At 62.7% G+C, this 15,075-nt stretch carries 15 protein-coding genes; 13 read left to right on the top strand and 2 right to left on the bottom strand.

Annotated features, from left to right (window positions below):
- Positions 1-17 precede the first annotated feature (17 nt).
- The 13 genes from uppS to G405_RS0100600 all read left to right on the top strand — a co-directional run bounded on the left by uppS (position 18) and on the right by G405_RS0100600 (position 12,242).
- Positions 18-737 carry a polyprenyl diphosphate synthase gene (gene uppS / locus G405_RS0100660; protein ID WP_022699565.1) on the top strand — a complete coding sequence of 240 codons (720 nt, stop codon included), beginning with the start codon at positions 18-20 and terminating at the stop codon, positions 735-737.
- Positions 730-1,584 (top strand): phosphatidate cytidylyltransferase, encoded by an 855-nt coding sequence (locus G405_RS0100655; RefSeq protein ID WP_233345967.1) that lies wholly within the window; start codon positions 730-732, stop codon positions 1,582-1,584. The genes uppS and G405_RS0100655 overlap by 8 nt, the downstream gene beginning before the upstream one ends.
- Complete coding sequence (dxr, locus tag G405_RS0100650; protein WP_022699563.1) at positions 1,581-2,762, top strand: 1-deoxy-D-xylulose-5-phosphate reductoisomerase; 1,182 nt, start codon at positions 1,581-1,583, stop codon at positions 2,760-2,762. Before G405_RS0100655 ends, dxr begins: the two co-directional genes overlap by 4 nt.
- A 25-nt stretch (positions 2,763-2,787) precedes the next feature.
- Positions 2,788-3,981, top strand: a complete 1,194-nt coding sequence (locus G405_RS0100645) for a M50 family metallopeptidase (RefSeq protein WP_022699562.1) — start codon at positions 2,788-2,790, stop codon at positions 3,979-3,981.
- A 35-nt stretch (positions 3,982-4,016) separates the two neighbouring features.
- Positions 4,017-6,422 (top strand): outer membrane protein assembly factor BamA, encoded by a 2,406-nt coding sequence (gene bamA, locus G405_RS0100640; protein WP_022699561.1) that lies wholly within the window; start codon positions 4,017-4,019, stop codon positions 6,420-6,422.
- 4 nt (positions 6,423-6,426) lie between these two features.
- Positions 6,427-7,032: an OmpH family outer membrane protein gene (locus tag G405_RS0100635; protein WP_022699560.1), complete on the top strand. Its 606-nt coding sequence runs from the start codon at positions 6,427-6,429 to the stop codon at positions 7,030-7,032.
- Between the two features lie 12 nt (positions 7,033-7,044).
- Entirely contained in the window at positions 7,045-8,073 is a 1,029-nt protein-coding gene (lpxD, locus tag G405_RS0100630) for a UDP-3-O-(3-hydroxymyristoyl)glucosamine N-acyltransferase (protein WP_022699559.1), read from the top strand.
- On the top strand, positions 8,070-8,528 hold the full coding sequence (gene fabZ / locus G405_RS0100625) for a 3-hydroxyacyl-ACP dehydratase FabZ (protein ID WP_022699558.1): 459 nt from the start codon (positions 8,070-8,072) through the stop codon (positions 8,526-8,528). Before lpxD ends, fabZ begins: the two co-directional genes overlap by 4 nt.
- A 10-nt stretch (positions 8,529-8,538) precedes the next feature.
- Positions 8,539-9,330, top strand: coding sequence for an acyl-ACP--UDP-N-acetylglucosamine O-acyltransferase (gene lpxA, locus G405_RS0100620; protein WP_022699557.1), 792 nt, complete (start codon positions 8,539-8,541; stop codon positions 9,328-9,330).
- A 3-nt stretch (positions 9,331-9,333) separates the two neighbouring features.
- Entirely contained in the window at positions 9,334-10,218 is an 885-nt protein-coding gene (locus G405_RS0100615; RefSeq protein ID WP_022699556.1) for an LpxI family protein, read from the top strand.
- Positions 10,190-11,374, top strand: coding sequence for a lipid-A-disaccharide synthase (lpxB, locus tag G405_RS0100610; protein WP_022699555.1), 1,185 nt, complete (start codon positions 10,190-10,192; stop codon positions 11,372-11,374). Before G405_RS0100615 ends, lpxB begins: the two co-directional genes overlap by 29 nt.
- A gap of 87 nt (positions 11,375-11,461) precedes the next feature.
- Positions 11,462-12,019 (top strand): hypothetical protein, encoded by a 558-nt coding sequence (locus G405_RS0100605; protein WP_022699554.1) that lies wholly within the window; start codon positions 11,462-11,464, stop codon positions 12,017-12,019.
- Positions 12,012-12,242 (top strand): helix-turn-helix transcriptional regulator, encoded by a 231-nt coding sequence (locus G405_RS0100600; protein ID WP_028284435.1) that lies wholly within the window; start codon positions 12,012-12,014, stop codon positions 12,240-12,242. Before G405_RS0100605 ends, G405_RS0100600 begins: the two co-directional genes overlap by 8 nt.
- Positions 12,243-12,312: 70 nt before the next feature.
- Here G405_RS0100600 and gltA read toward each other — a convergent pair whose 3' ends face one another.
- Together gltA and gltX are read right to left on the bottom strand one after the other, a co-directional pair.
- On the bottom strand, positions 12,313-13,617 hold the full coding sequence (gene gltA, locus G405_RS0100595) for a citrate synthase (RefSeq protein WP_022699553.1): 1,305 nt from the start codon (positions 13,615-13,617) through the stop codon (positions 12,313-12,315).
- A 56-nt stretch (positions 13,618-13,673) separates the two neighbouring features.
- Positions 13,674-15,065, bottom strand: a complete 1,392-nt coding sequence (gltX, locus tag G405_RS0100590; protein ID WP_040705076.1) for a glutamate--tRNA ligase — start codon at positions 15,063-15,065, stop codon at positions 13,674-13,676.
- Positions 15,066-15,075 lie beyond the last annotated feature (10 nt).

Raw genomic sequence — 15,075 nt, 5'->3', positions numbered from 1 at the left:
GCGGGAGGGCCGTTTCCATGAGCGAGACCGAACCGTCCGGCCAGACGCCGCAGCACGTCGCCATCATTATGGATGGCAATGGTCGCTGGGCGGCGTCTCGGGGGCGCCCGCGCGCCTTTGGTCATCGCAAAGGGGTTGAGGCGGTGCGCGAGGCCGTGCGCGCCGCCGGTCAGCTTGGGGTGCGCTATCTCACCCTCTTCAGCTTTTCCACCGAGAACTGGAACCGTCCCGTCGCCGAGGTCGAGGCGCTGTTCGAGCTGTTGCGGAGGTTCGTGGCGGCCGATCTCGACCGGTTGCATGCCGAAGGCGTTCGCGTGCGCATCCTGGGCCGCCGCGAGGGGCTGAGCGATGAGTTGCTGCGCCTGATAGAGTCTGTGGAAACGCGAACCGCGGACAATGACGCCTTCTTTCTCAACATCGCCTTCAATTATGGCGGCCGTGACGAGATCGTCCGCGCCGCGCAGCGTGCAGCCAAGGCCCATGACGGCGATTTGTCCGCACTGAACGAAGCCGAGTTCGCCCGTTATCTGGACACGGCTGACCTGCCCGACCCAGATCTGGTGATCCGCACCAGCGGTGAACGCCGCATCTCCAACTTTCTTCTCTGGCAAGCCGCTTACGCCGAATTCGTCTTTATGGACACGCTCTGGCCGGACTTTGACAAATCAGCCTTTGAGGCCGCCTTGTCTGAATACGCCAGCCGGGACCGTCGCTATGGCGGCGTGCGCCATGGCTGACCCTGATGACCCTGAAAGCACCACCGCGCCTCGCAAGCCTATGCGCGGCGATCCCATGTTCTCCAGACGGGTGCTGTCCGCGCTGGTGCTTGCGCCTGTCTCAATCGGATTGGTGATCTGGGGCGGGTCGGCGTTTTCCATCTTCATCGCCGCTTTCTCCGCCGCCATGGCGTGGGAATGGGTGCGCATGTCCGATCCGATGGCTCCGCCGCGCGCCTTTGCGATCGCCACAGGCACCGCTGTGGGCGGGGTGATGCTCGCCAGCCAGCTTGAGCTTTTGGGGGCTGCGGCCTGGATCCTGGGCGGCGCTCTCGCAGCCTACGCAGACCGGAGACCTCGCAGCCGGGGTTATGAGGCCTTGTTCGGCGTTGCGTATGTGGCGCTGGCCGCGAGCGTTCTGGGCGCTTTGCGTCATGAGGAGAGTGCGGGACTGGCTGGCGTCGTCTTTCTGATCAGCGTCGTCTGGGCGGCGGACACGTTCGCCTATCTGGCGGGGTCCTGGCTGGGCGGTTGGAAGCTGTTACCCGCCGCGAGCCCCAACAAGACCTGGGCGGGGCTGGTTGCGGGGCTCGCCTTTGGTGTGATCGCCGGCGCGTTTTCGGCCTGGTGGGCGGGCTGGGACCCAAGGCATGGTGCGATGCTGGCTGCGCCCACGGCGCTGTCGGCGGTGGCGGGTGATCTGTTGATGTCGCTGGCCAAGCGCCGCTTCGGGGTCAAGGATGCCGGCACGGTGATCCCCGGGCATGGCGGCGTGCTGGACCGGGTGGATGCGCTGATGATGGCGGCCCTTTTCGCCGGGATATGGTCCTGGGTCGGGCCGGGCGGATGGCCTGGAGGGGGCGCATGAGCGCACGGACCGTTACAATTCTGGGCGCGACCGGCTCTGTCGGGCGCGCGACGCTGGATCTGATTGAACGGGCGCCCCAGGGCGCGTTTGATGTCGTGGCGCTGACGGCGAACAGCCAGTCCGCTGACCTGGCCGCGCTTGCGATCCGGACGAAGGCGCAGTTCTGCGCCGTCGCCGATCCGGAAGCCGGGCCTGCGCTCGAGGCTGCGCTGCAAGGCACATCCATTCGCAGCGCCGCCGGGCCTGACGCTGTCTGTGAAGCCGCGCGCATGTCTGCGGACTGGGTGATGGCGGCGATCGTCGGCGCAGCCGGACTGCCGCCGACGCTGGAGGCCGTGCGTCGCGGTGCAGCAGTGGCTTTCGCCAACAAGGAAGCGCTGGTTTGCGCCGGGGATCTGTTCATGACCGCTGCGCGGGAGGCGGGGGCCCGCCTGTTGCCCGTGGACTCAGAACATAACGCCATCTTCCAGGCCTTTGACGAAAAGCAGCGCGCTGGCATTCGCCAGATCATCCTCACCGCATCGGGCGGCCCGTTCCGGCACTGGACGCTCGAGCAGATGGGGCAAGCGAGCCCGGCGCAGGCGGTGGCGCATCCGACCTGGACCATGGGCGCGAAAATCTCGGTGGATAGCGCCACCATGATGAACAAGGGTCTTGAAATCATAGAGGCGTGCCATCTGTTCGGTCTGCCTCAAACCGATGTGGATGTTCTGGTGCACCCGGAATCCATTGTTCATGGCCTGGTGGAGTACGCAGACGGCGGCATGCTCGCTCAGCTTGGCATGCCGGACATGCGCACGCCCATCGCTCACGCCCTGGCCTGGCCTGACCGGCTTGAGACGCCTGTCGAGCGGCTCGATCTCGCCAAGCTCAGCCAGCTTACCTTCGAAGCTCCTGATCCGGTGCGGTTTCCTGCGCTTGGCCTGGCGCGAGCCGCCTTTGATGCGGGGCGGGGCGCGCCAGCGATTTTCAATGCGGCCAATGAAGTGGCGGTCGCCGCCTTTCTGAATGGTCAGATAGGCTTTCTTGACATCGCGGCATGTGTCTCTGACTCTCTGGAGCGAGGGGAAGCAGACGGCGTCGCATCCGTGCAGCCATCTGACTTTGAGGCTGTGTTGGACGTGGACCGGCAAGGCCGCCGGTTGGCGATGGACGCGGTTAAGCAGCGAACCCGTTAAAGCGGCCGCTGCGTAAGGAGACTACATGCTCGACTGGCTTGGGTCCGGAACCCTGTCCATTCTCGCCTTTGTCATGGTGATGGGGTTCGTCGTGATCATTCACGAGCTGGGCCATTACTGGGCCGGGCGGCTCTGCGGCGTACAAGCGGATGCGTTCTCAATGGGGTTTGGCCCGACGCTGGTCTCGCGCACCGACAAGCTTGGAACGGTCTGGAAAGTCAGCGCACTGCCCCTGGGCGGGTTTGTGCAGTTCCGCGGCGACGCCAACGCCGCCAGCGCGCCGGATTACGAAACGCTCGACAGACTGCGCGCTGAACATCCCGATCCCGATAGCGTGCTGCATTTCAAACCGGTCTGGCAACGCGCCTTCATTGTGGCGGCGGGGCCGCTGGCCAACTTCCTTTTGGCGATGGTGTTGTTCTCGATCCTCGGCGTGATGAATGGCGAGCGGGTGATCGAACCGCGCATCGGCGTGGTGGAAGAGGGCTCTGCGGCGGCGCAAGGCGGGTTCATGCCCGGCGATCTTGTGACAGAGATCAACGGATCACAGATCAGCAATTTCAACTCGATCCGCGAATATGTCGCCACCCGCGCCAATCAGCCCATCCGTTTCACGGTCGAGCGTGACGGATCGCCTGTTGAGCTCACCGTCACGCCCGATCGCACCTTGCGGCCTGACGGCCTGGGCGGCGAGCGCGCTGTCGGATTCATGGGGGTGGGCGTCTCTCAGGATGCGCAGATCCAGGTGGTCCGACCCGCGCTCTGGGAAGCGCCGATTTACGGCGTGACGCGAACGGTCGAGACGACCGGCACGATCATCAGTTATCTGTCGCGACTGGTCACGGGGCGAGCATCCACAGAACATATCAACGGCCCGGTCGGGATCGCCACCACGGCGGGGCAACTCGCCAATCTGGCGGTCAGCGATGGCGGCGCGGCCCAGCCAGTCGGCCTGCTAACGCGTCTTGAGCGGCTGTTTGTGGTGATGTTGGCGCTGTCCGCCCTGCTGAGCGTCGGACTGGGGTTAATGAATCTTCTGCCCATTCCGGTTCTCGACGGCGGGCACCTTGTGTACTACGCCTATGAAGCGATAGCGAAGCGCCCGCCAAGCCCCTCCGTTCAGGAAATGGGGTTTCGGCTGGGTCTTGGCTTGATTTTGGCCATGTTCTTGGTGGCCACTTGGAATGATTTGAGCTATTTGCGCGGACAGTTCCTGTGACAGGGGACGTCGCGGGCGAGGGACGAGGGCCTTTCATGAATGTGATTTTCAAAGGATTGGCGGCTGCGCTCCTGAGCGTGATCACCGCAGGCGTCGGCCATGCGCAGGATGCGGGCGTTAACCCCGCAGCCTCCACGCCGGAGACGGCGCAGGTGGAAAGTGCGCCGCAGCGAGCCCAGCAGCCCATCCTGCAAATCCTTGTGGAAGGCAATCAGCGCGTCGAAGCGGATACGATTCTGTCCTATCTGCTGATCCAGCCGGGCGACCTGCCCAATTCGCGCCTGATCAACCTGTCGATCCAGACCCTTTACAGCACCAACCTCTTCTCGGACGTCCGGGTGGCGGTCGACGGCGCGTCCCTGGTTCTGTTTGTGGAAGAAAATCCCATCGTCAACCGTGTGATTCTCGAGGGTAATCGCGCCATCAACGACGAGAAGATCACCGACGAGATCGAGCTTCAGGCGCGCGCCATCTTCACCCGCTCCCGGGTGCAGTCAGATGTGCAGCGCATTCTCGAAGTGTATCGCCGTTCGGGTCGGTTCGCGGCTCAAGTGACCCCGCAAATCGTCGAGCTGCCGCAAAACCGGGTTGATCTGGTCTTTGAAATCTCTGAAGGCCCGGTGACGGGCGTCGAGCGCATCTCGTTTGTGGGCAATGAAGCGTATTCTGACCGCCGACTGCGCGGCGAAATCGTCACCACCGAGGCGCGATGGTGGAAATTCTTCAGCTCGAACGACAATTACGATCCGGACCGGATCGAATATGACCGTGAGCAGCTGCGCACCTTCTACAATGACCGCGGCTTTGCAGATTTCCGCGTCACGTCGGTTTCCGCCGAGCTGGCGCCTGATCAATCTGAATTCTACGTCACCTTCACCATGGATGAGGGCGAGCGCTATGAGTTCGGCGATATAAGCGTCGAAACTGAAATCTCTGATCTGAACATCGAGTATCTCGAAGCGGTTCTGCCGACCCAGCCGGGCCGCCTTTACGTGGGCAGCCTGATCGAGGACGCCACGGATTCGCTCACCTTCGCCGCGGGCGCCGCTGGCTACGCCTTTGTGGATGTCAGCCCGCGCGTGGCGCTGAACCGGGAAGACCAGACGGTCGACATCACCTACGTGATCGAGGAAAGCCCGCGCGTTTACATCGAGCGCATCGACATCATCGGCAACACGCGCACCTTGGACCGCGTCATTCGCCGCGAGCTGGATCTGGTGGAGGGCGACGCCTTCAATCAGGCCCTTGTGAACGTGTCGCGCTCGCGTGTGGGGCAGCTGGGCTTCTTTGAAGACGTCCAGGTCGAGCCGATCCAGGGCAGCGCGCCTGATCGCGCCCAGGTTCAGGTGCGCGTGGCGGAACAGCCGACCGGTGAACTGGCCTTCGGCGCCGGCTTCTCATCGACGGACTCCTTCCTGGTCGATTTCTCGATCTCCGAGCGCAATTTGCGCGGCCGTGGCCAGTTCCTGCGTCTGCGGGTCTCCACCAGCTCGCGCCAGCAGCAGATCGATATCCGCTTCACCGAGCCGCGCTTCCTGGATCGCAATCTGGCCGCAGGTTTTGACCTGTTCCGCGTGCGCTCTGATTTCTCGAGCGAAGCCTCGTTTGAGACGGAATCAACGGGCTTCACCCTGCGCGCCGGTTTCCCGCTGACGCGGGCTGTGCAGGCAGGCGTCAGCTATACGATGCGCACCGATGACGTGACGACCTATTCGGGCGTCTCGGAATCCATTCAGCGCGCTGCCGGCTCACGCGTCACTTCGCTGATGGGCTATTCGCTGCGCTGGAACCGGACGGACGATTATCGGGAACCGACCCGGGGCTTCCAGCTGAGCTTCAACCAGGATTTCGCCGGTCTCGGCGGGGATGTGCGGTATGTCCGCTCCGAGCTGCAGGGCGGCATCTATCGCAGCGTCTGGCGCGATCGCCTGGTGTTCAGCGCCACCGGGTCTGCCGGCTATCTGTTCTCCTGGGGCGGCGACACGGCGCGAATCAATGACCGCTTCTTCAAAGGCGGGAACTCGTTCCGCGGCTTTGAAACCGCCGGTATCGGCCCTCGGGTCGTGCAGCGACGCGATGAAGCGCTGGAAGACGGCGATGAGTTTGTCTCCGGCGACGCTCTGGGCGGTAATTTTTACGCCATCGGCGCTCTGGAAATGGGCTTCCCGCTGGGTCTGCCGGAGCAATATGGCATTCGCGGCAGCCTGTTTACTGAATTCGGCACGGTCGGCGTCCTTCCCGATGACGACCAGATCGCCGATGATGGCACGGACGCGGCCATCTTCACCGTTGACGACCTGGCGCTGCGCGCATCGGCCGGTATGAGCATCTTCTGGGATTCTCCTTTCGGCCCGGTGCGGTTTGACCTGGCGCACGCCTTTATCAAGGAAGATTACGACCAAGGGGCGTTCTTCCGCTTCAGCACACGAACGGGGTTCTAAACTCATGAAACGTCAGATTTTCGCCACTATGCGCCCGCTGCGCATGCTCGCCGCAGCCCTGGCTTTGAGCATCGGCTTCAGCGCTGCGAGCTTTGCTCAAGGCGTGCTGGTCATGAACGAACAGCGCATCTTGCGAGAGAGCGCTGTCGGCCAGCACATCACCACGCGACTTGAAGCCATCGGTCAGGAGATCCAGGCCGAACTTCAGCCGCAACAGGCTGCGATCCAGTCTGAAAGCGAAGCGCTGAACGCTGAGCTCTCGGCTTTGTCCGAAGACGCGATCCGCCAGCGTCCCGACCTGGCTGCGCGCTATGAAAGCCTGCAGCGTGACGCGGCGACCTTCGAGCAGACCCGCCGCATTCGCGCTCAGGAACTGCAAGCGACCGAGCAACAGGCCATGCGTCCTGTTCTGCCGATCCTGCAGGAAGTGCTGCAAGAGATCGTCAATGAACGCAATGCGGACGTGCTCATCGACCGCTCTGTGGTGGTCTATGCCGCAGATTCCGTCGACATCAGCCAGTCTGCGATCGAGCGCCTGAACCAGCGGATCTCGACCACGCCGGTCAACCGCGTGCGCGTTCCCACCCAGCCTGCTCAACAGCAGCAATAAGGTTGGTCTGATATGGGGGCCGACCCGCGATTTTTTGAGCGGCTCGGCCCGCTCAAGGCTTCTGACATCGCCGCGCTTATCGGGTCTGACCTGATCGGCGACGGCGATGTCGCTGTTTTTGACGTCTCAACACCTGACGCGGCGCAGCCGGGCGAGTTGATGTTTCAGGCCGGCAAAGCGCCGCCGGAAACGCCGCCCGTTGCTGGCGTCGCGATTGTCCCGGACGCCAGCTGGGCGGACGCCTTGCCCCATTGCGAGGCTGTTCTGGTGCACCGGGTTCCACGCGCAGGTTTTGCGCAGGCGGCGGCCCGGCTCCTGACTACGCGATTTCATGACGGCGCGGACTTCATTCACTCCACTGCACAGATTGCCGAAACAGCGCGTCTGGCGCCCGGCGTCATCGTCGGCCCGGATGCTGTCATTGGCGAAGGCGCGCGCATTGAGGCCGGAGCGATTATCGGGCCTGGCGTCGTCATCGGCGCGCACACACGGATCGGCGTTCGCGCGAATGTGCAATGCGCGCTGATTGGCGCGAAATGTGAAATTTCCGCAGGCGCGGTTGTCGGGGAGGCCGGCTTCGGCCTGGCCTATGAAAAGGGTGAGGTGTTCACCCTGCCGCATCTGGGGCGCGTGGTTATCGAAGACGAGGCGACGCTCGGCGCCAACGCGACCGTGGATCGCGGCATGCTCAAGGACACCCGGATCGGCAAGGGCGCGCGGATCGATAATCTCTGCCATATCGGCCATAACGTGGATGTGGGCGAGTATGCGGTGATGGCGGCGTTTGCCGGCATCTCAGGCAGCACCATCATTGGCGCTGGCGCGCAATTTGGCGGCCGTGTGGGCGTTGCAGACCATTTGAAAATCGGCGCCGGGGCTCGGCTTGCGGCGGACGCCGCCGTGATGAAGGACGTGCCGCCGGGGGAAACCTGGGCGGGGTCGCCCGCGCAGCCCATCCAGAGCTTCATGCGGGAGACGGCTTGGTTGCGGCGTGCGGTTGGACGCAAGTCCAAACCTGATCGCAAGAAGGATGAGACATGAGCGATGAGTCCACGGCCATCGGGCCTGATGAAATCCTGCGCCGTCTGCCCCATCGCTATCCGTTCTTGATGGTGGACCGGGCGGAAGCCTATGTGGCGGGAGAGTCCATTGTCGGATTCAAGTGCGTCTCGGCCGCCGAACCGCACTTTCAGGGGCATTTCCCCGAAAACCCGGTCATGCCCGGCGTGCTGATCATCGAGGCGCTGGCCCAGACGGGCGCAATCCTGATGTCAAAAACGCTCAATGCGGACATTTCCAACACGCTGATTTATTTCATGGGTGTCGAGCAAGCCAAATTCCGGCGTCCTGTCCGTCCCGGTGATGTGCTGGAGATGCCCGTTGAGGTCACTGCGAACCGCCGCGGCGTTTTCAAATTCAAGGGCGAAGCGCGCGTGAACGGCGTCCGATGCGCGGATGCGACCTTCTCGGCGACGTCTGCGCCGCGCGAAGCCTGACGGAGCGAGCATGACTCACACCATCCATCCTACCGCCCTTGTAGACGACAGCGCCCAGCTTGGCGACGGCGTCGAGATCGGCCCGTTCTGCACTGTCGGTCCGAATGTGAAGATCGGCGACCGCACGCGCCTGATCTCTCATGTGACGCTGAGTGGTCAGACGGATCTGGGCGCGGACTGCTTGCTGCACCCGTTCGTTTCGCTTGGCGAACCGCCCCAGGACTTCAAGTTCAAGGGCGGCGATGTGCGGCTGATCGTCGGGGATCGCAACATTCTGCGCGAGCAGGTGACCATGCATATGGGCACCGAAACCGCGAAGGGCGTGACCCAGGTCGGCTCTGATAACTTCTTCATGGTCGGGGCGCATGTGGCCCATGACTGCACCGTCGGAAACCATGTGGTGTTCGCCAACAATGCGACGCTGGGCGGTGATTCCACGGTGGCCGATTACGTGATCATGGGCGGGCTGTCGGCGTTGCACCAGCAATGCCGGATCGGCAAGTACGCCTTTATCGGCGGCGGCGCCCCGGTGACGGGCGACGTTATTCCCTATGGCATGGTGGATAATCTCGGTGCGCTGGCGGGTCTCAACCTGGTCGGGCTCAAACGTCGCGGCTTTGCGCGCGATGCGATCCATGATCTGCGCGCGGCATACCGTCTGGTCTTCGCCAATGAAGGCGCGTTCAATGAACGCATCGAGGACGCGGCGCGTCTGTTTGAGAACCGGCCTGAAGTGATGGATATCGTTGAGTTCATCCGCACTCCGGCCAAACGCCCGCTTTGTTCGCCAGAGGGGCGCTAGGTCTTGGCGGAGTTTGAGCGTCTGGGGCTGATTGCGGGGGGCGGCGACCTTCCTGTCTATGTGGCCGAAGCCGCTCAGGGCGGAGACCGGCTGGCGTGCGTCATCGCGCTCAAAGGATTTGCCGATCCGACTCGTTATGAGAGCCCGATCATTCGCGGCATCGCCCAGCTGGGGCAGGTGGTGAAGGATCTGCGTCTGGCCGATTGCGACGCAGTCTGCTTCGCCGGCATCGTGACACGGCCAGATTTCTCGGCGCTCAAACCTGACCTGAAGGGCATGACCTTTCTGCCCCAGGCGCTGGCGGCCGCGACCCGGGGCGATGACGCGCTGTTGCGCGCCATTGTCGGGTTCTTCGAGAAAGAGGGTTTCACAGTCATCGGGGCCAATGACATTGCGGACGAGCTTCTGGTCGATCCTGGTCTGATCGGCACGGTCGAGCCGAGCCCAGGCGTGCGGGCGGACGCCGCCAAGGCGCTTCATATCGCTGGGGTGACGGGCGCGGAGGATATCGGGCAGGGCGCTGTGGTGTGCGACGGGCTTGTGCTGGCCGTGGAAGCGCAGGAAGGCACCGATCAGATGCTGGCGCGCGTCGCCGGCTTGCCGCCCGAGCTGAGAGGCTCCGCCATGACCCGCAAGGGCGTGCTCGCCAAACGTCCCAAGCCCGATCAGGAACGGCGTATTGATTTGCCGGTGATCGGCGTCTCTACGGTTGAGGGCGCCGCGCGCGCGGGTCTCGCCGGTATCGTCATCCCTGCGGGCGGGGCTATGGTTTTAGGCCGGGAGGCTGTTGCGCGCGCCGCCGATGCGGCGGGGCTCGCAGTCTGGGCCGTATCTATGGACGAGCTGGCGGGTGTCGCCGATGACCGAAACTCTGACCGCAAACACTGATCTGGCGCGTGCGCCCAGGATTTTCCTGGTGGCGGCGGAACCGTCTGGCGATGCGCTGGCGGGCGATCTGATCGACGCCCTGCGCGTACTACGCCCGGATGTCGAGATCGCCGGCGTTGGCGGGCCAGAGATGGCGAAGCGCGGCGCCGTCTCTCCCTTTGACATTTCCGAGCTGTCGGTTTTTGGACTGTTTGACGGGCTGAAAATCATCAACCTCGTCCATCAGCGCGCTCAGGAGACCGCGGACGCCGCCAAGGCGTTTGGCGCGGATGCTGTGGTGCTGATTGATTCGTGGGGGTTCATGCTGCGCGCCGCCTGGAAACTGCGTGAAGCTTTGCCGGACGTGCCGTTGATCAAATATGTGGCGCCTCAGGTCTTCGCGGCCCGGCGCGAGCGCGCCAAAGTCGCAGCAGACACGTTTGATCACCTCCTGGCGATTCATCCGTTTGACGCGCCATACTTCACCGAACACGGCATGGATGTGAGCTTTGTGGGCAATCCGGCGCTTGAGCGTGACCTCAGCGGCGACGGCCCGGCTTTTCGCGCCCGTCACGGCGTCAGCCCCGAGGATCCGCTTTTGCTGGTCTTGTTCGGCAGTCGGGCTTCGGAATTGACCCGGCTATTCCCGCGCTTCGCCGACGCCGCCCGCCGTTTAAAGGCCGAGCGGCCGGACCTCAAGCTGGTCACCCCGCTGGCTCCGTCTATTGCGGCGCAGGCGCGGGAGATGCTCAAGGCGGAGCCCGCCTTTGAAGATCTGATCATCGTGGATGGCGAAGAGCGCCGGGACGCGTTCCATGCTGCGGATGTGGCTCTGGCCTGTTCAGGCACGGTGACGCTGGAGCTGGCGCGTTTGGGCGTGCCTACGGTTGCGGCCTATCGTCTGGGCTGGCTGGCCTGGGCGGCGGCGCGGTTCTTCCTGATGAAATCCAAATACATCTCGCTCGCCAATATCGCCGCAGACGAAATGCTGATCCCAGAACATGTCCAGACCCAGTGTCGGGGCGATGTGCTGGCGCACAGCGTCGGCGCCTTGCTGGATGATCCTGAGCGCCGGTCGGACATATCAGCCAAGCTGCGTGCGGTGACCGATCATATGCGCGGTGAAGGCGGATCTCCGTCCGCGAACGCCGCCGCGGCGGTGTTGTCCCTGATCTGAGCGGTGACTGATTCCATACAAGGGACATGCTTGCGCTTAGAAATGTAGCATATATACTATCTTTCGAAGCTTAAGCAGGAGGTCATCATGCGTGCTCAGGGCCCGCTCCACGGTTTTTACATCGCTGACTCCAGCGACGATCCACAAAAGGCGCAAGCCTGGGCGCAGACGTCCAAACGGCGCCCATTGGTGGTCCTGACCGTGATGATGTTTGTGGTCTTCGCAATCGTGCTGTCCGTCGTGATCGACGGCGTCCTTCAGGCCCTGATCGCGCAAACGGCGATTATTGAGTCCATGACGGGGCTTGCGCCCGTTCTGCTGATTGGCGCGGGGGCTGCGATCTGGCTGGACAGAAAGCTTTATCTGGCTAGTCGACCAGCCTTCGCCGTGCCGGGGGAGCCCTATGATGAGCGGCAGCAAGCGCTTGTCGCCATGGCGACTCGGCAAGGGCTGAAACTGGCGCTCGCGCTTCTGGTCATCGTCGCGGCGGTTGGCGCGTCGCCCTTGCCAGCAGGATATTCAATCGGTGTAGGCTTGGCGGCGATCGCACTAGCCCTGTCCGGACCTCAACTGGTGCTGGCCTGGACGTTGAAAGCCTCTGATTTCAACTTTTCAGGCGATGAGGATGGGGACGCAGATGGCTGATCCCGTCGCCTTCCAGAACCGGGTGAAGACCTATCGCGTGGATCGCGGCTTGTCCCGGCAGGAGCTGGCGAACCGGGTTCAGGTCCACCCCCAGACGATCGGGGCCATCGAGCGGGGCCAGTTCAATCCCACCATCGAAGTTGCGCTAAGGCTGTCTGAGACGCTGGGAGTTGGGCTCGATGACTTGTTTTCACGAGATGGATTCGGCTCGCTGAAAGGCTAGTGTGCTGACAAAAGAAAACCGGCGAAGCTACTGCTTCGCCGGTCTTTTTTGTAATCTACTTATAAGCCGATTAGCGTTTGTCGATGCCGACGAAGTCGCGGGCGGTCGCGCCGGTGAAGGCCTGGCGCGGACGGCCGATTTTCTGGCTCGGATCCTCGATCATTTCCGACCATTGCGCGATCCAGCCGACAGTGCGGGCCAGGGCGAACAGCACGGTGAACATCTCGGTCGGGAAGCCCATGGCTTTCAGGGTGATGCCCGAATAGAAGTCGATGTTCGGATAGAGCTTCTTCTCGACGAAGTACGGATCTTCCAGCGCGATCTTCTCCAGCTCCATGGCGACGGCCAGAAGCGGATCATTGCGCACGCCCAGCTCGTCGAGCACGGCGTGGCAGGTTTCGCGCATCACTTTGGCGCGCGGATCGTAGTTCTTGTACACGCGGTGGCCAAAGCCCATCAGGCGGAACGGATCGTTCTTGTCTTTTGCCTTGGCGACGTATTCGGGGATGTTCTCCACCGAACCGATTTCCGCCAGCATGTTGAGCGCCGCTTCATTGGCGCCGCCATGCGCCGGGCCCCACAGCGAGGCGATGCCGGCCGCGATGCAGGCGAACGGGTTGGCGCCCGAAGAGCCGGCGAGACGCACGGTCGAAGTCGACGCGTTCTGCTCGTGATCGGCGTGCAGGGTGAAGATCTTGTCCATGGCGCGCGCCAGGGTCGGGGAGACTTCGTATTTCTCCGCCGGAACCGCAAAGCACATCTGCAGGAAGTTGGACGCGTAATCGAGATCGTTCTGCGGAGTCACAAAGGGCTGGCCGATGTGATACTTGTACGCCCGCGCCGCGATGGTCGGCATTTTCGCGATCATGCGATGGCTCGCGATCAGGCGGGCCTTCGGATCATTGACGTCCGTAGAGTCGTGATAGAACGCGGACAGCGCGCCCACAGTGCCGACCATGATCGCCATCGGGTGCGCGTCACGACGGAAGCCGCGGAAGAACTGGTCAAACTGGTCGTGCAGCATGGTGTGGCGACGGATCGTCCAATCGAACTCTTCGAGTTCCTTGGCGTTCGGCAGTTCACCGTTTTGCAGCAGGTAGGCGACTTCGATGAAGCTGGCGTTGTCGGCCAGCTGATCGATCGGATAGCCGCGATACAAAAGCGTGCCTTCATCGCCGTCGATATAGGTGATCTGGCTTTCGCATGACGCGGTGGACGTGAAACCGGGGTCAAAGGTGAAAACACCCGCATTTTTATAAAGCGCACGAATGTCGATGACGTCCGGACCGATGGAGCCGCCATACACAGGCAGGTCATAAGTCTCGCCATTAATCGACAGCTGTGCGGAACCTTTCGGTTGAATCTTGTTTTCCATATCTCCAACCCCTTTTCTATGGGTCATGATGAACGCGGCCTGTGAAGGGGCGCGACCTAGTCCATCACGTCATTGAGCCGATCCAGAACTTCATCGCGTCCCAGAACCGCCAGTACGAAACTCATATCCGGCGCTGGCGCGCCACCGGTGAGAGCCGCTCGGAGCGGCTGGCCCACCTTGCCAAATCCAACGTCTTCAGCCTCTGCGAAAGCGTTAAGCACCTCGCCCAAAGCCGCCTCGGTCCAATCTGGCGTAACCCGTAAAACCTCTGCAAGGCGCGATAAAAGCGCCTTGGCGTCATCCTTGAGCGCCTTTGCGGCTTTGCCCGTCAACTCGATCGGGCGCGGACGGATGAGGAAATAGGTCTGATCTTCCAGTTCTGCGAGGGTGGCCGCCCGTTCTTTCAGCACTTTCATCGCTGAAGACACCCAGACTTTCGCCTGATCATCCAGCCGCACATCTTTGCGGCCTTCAAGGCGATCCCACAACAGATCGGTCAAACGCGCATCTTCGGCGCGCTTCATATGCCAGGCGTTGACGCTGGACATCTTGTCGAAATCCAGCCGCGCCGGGGCTTTGCCGAGGCCTTTGAGGTCAAAGGCTTCAACCATTTCAGCGTCGGTGAAGTATTCCTGGTCCCCTTTGGACCAGCCGAGCCGCAGCAGATAATTGCGCAGGCCCTCGGGCAAATAGCCCATGTCGCGATACGCTTCCACGCCCAGCGCGCCATGGCGCTTGGACAGTTTCTTGCCGTCCGGCCCGTGAATCAGCGGGATATGGGCGAAGACCGGAATGTCCCAGCCCAGCGCATTATAGATCTGGGCCTGTCGGCCAGCGTTCACCAGGTGGTCATCGCCGCGAATGATGTGGGTGACGCCCATATCATGATCATCGACCACGACGGCGAGATTATAGGTGGGATTGCCGTCACCGCGCAGAAGCACGAGATCGTCAAATTCCTTGGCGCCCCAGCGCACTTGTCCCTGAACCGCATCCTCGATCACCGTGTCGGTGTCCGAGGCGCGAAAGCGCACGACGAAAGGCGCGTCTGCAGGCGCTTCGGACAAGGCGCGGTCGCGCCAGGGCGAACGCAGCGCCCGGCCTTCAGCGAAGGCCTGTTCGCGCAGGGCCTCTGTTTCTTCCGCCGTGCAATAGCACCGGAACGCCGCGCCTTTTTCGATCAGCGCGTCCACAATTTCACGGTGGCGGTCCGCGCGGGCGAATTGGGAGACGGTCTCGCCATCCCACTCCAGGCCCAGCCAGCTCAGGCCGTCCACGATCGCCTGAACCGTCTCGTCAGTTGAGCGGGCGCGATCGGTGTCTTCAATGCGCAGCTTGAATTCGCCGCCATTCGCCCGCGCAAACAGCGCGTTGAACAACGCGGTGCGAGCGCCGCCAATATGCAGGTAGCCAGTCGGGGACGGCGCGAACCGGGTGATGATTTTCATATGATCTTGC

It is taken from the genome of Oceanicaulis alexandrii DSM 11625 (genome assembly GCF_000420265.1).
Lineage (GTDB): Bacteria > Pseudomonadota > Alphaproteobacteria > Caulobacterales > Maricaulaceae > Oceanicaulis > Oceanicaulis alexandrii.
This window is presented reverse-complemented; position numbering and strand designations above follow the sequence as displayed.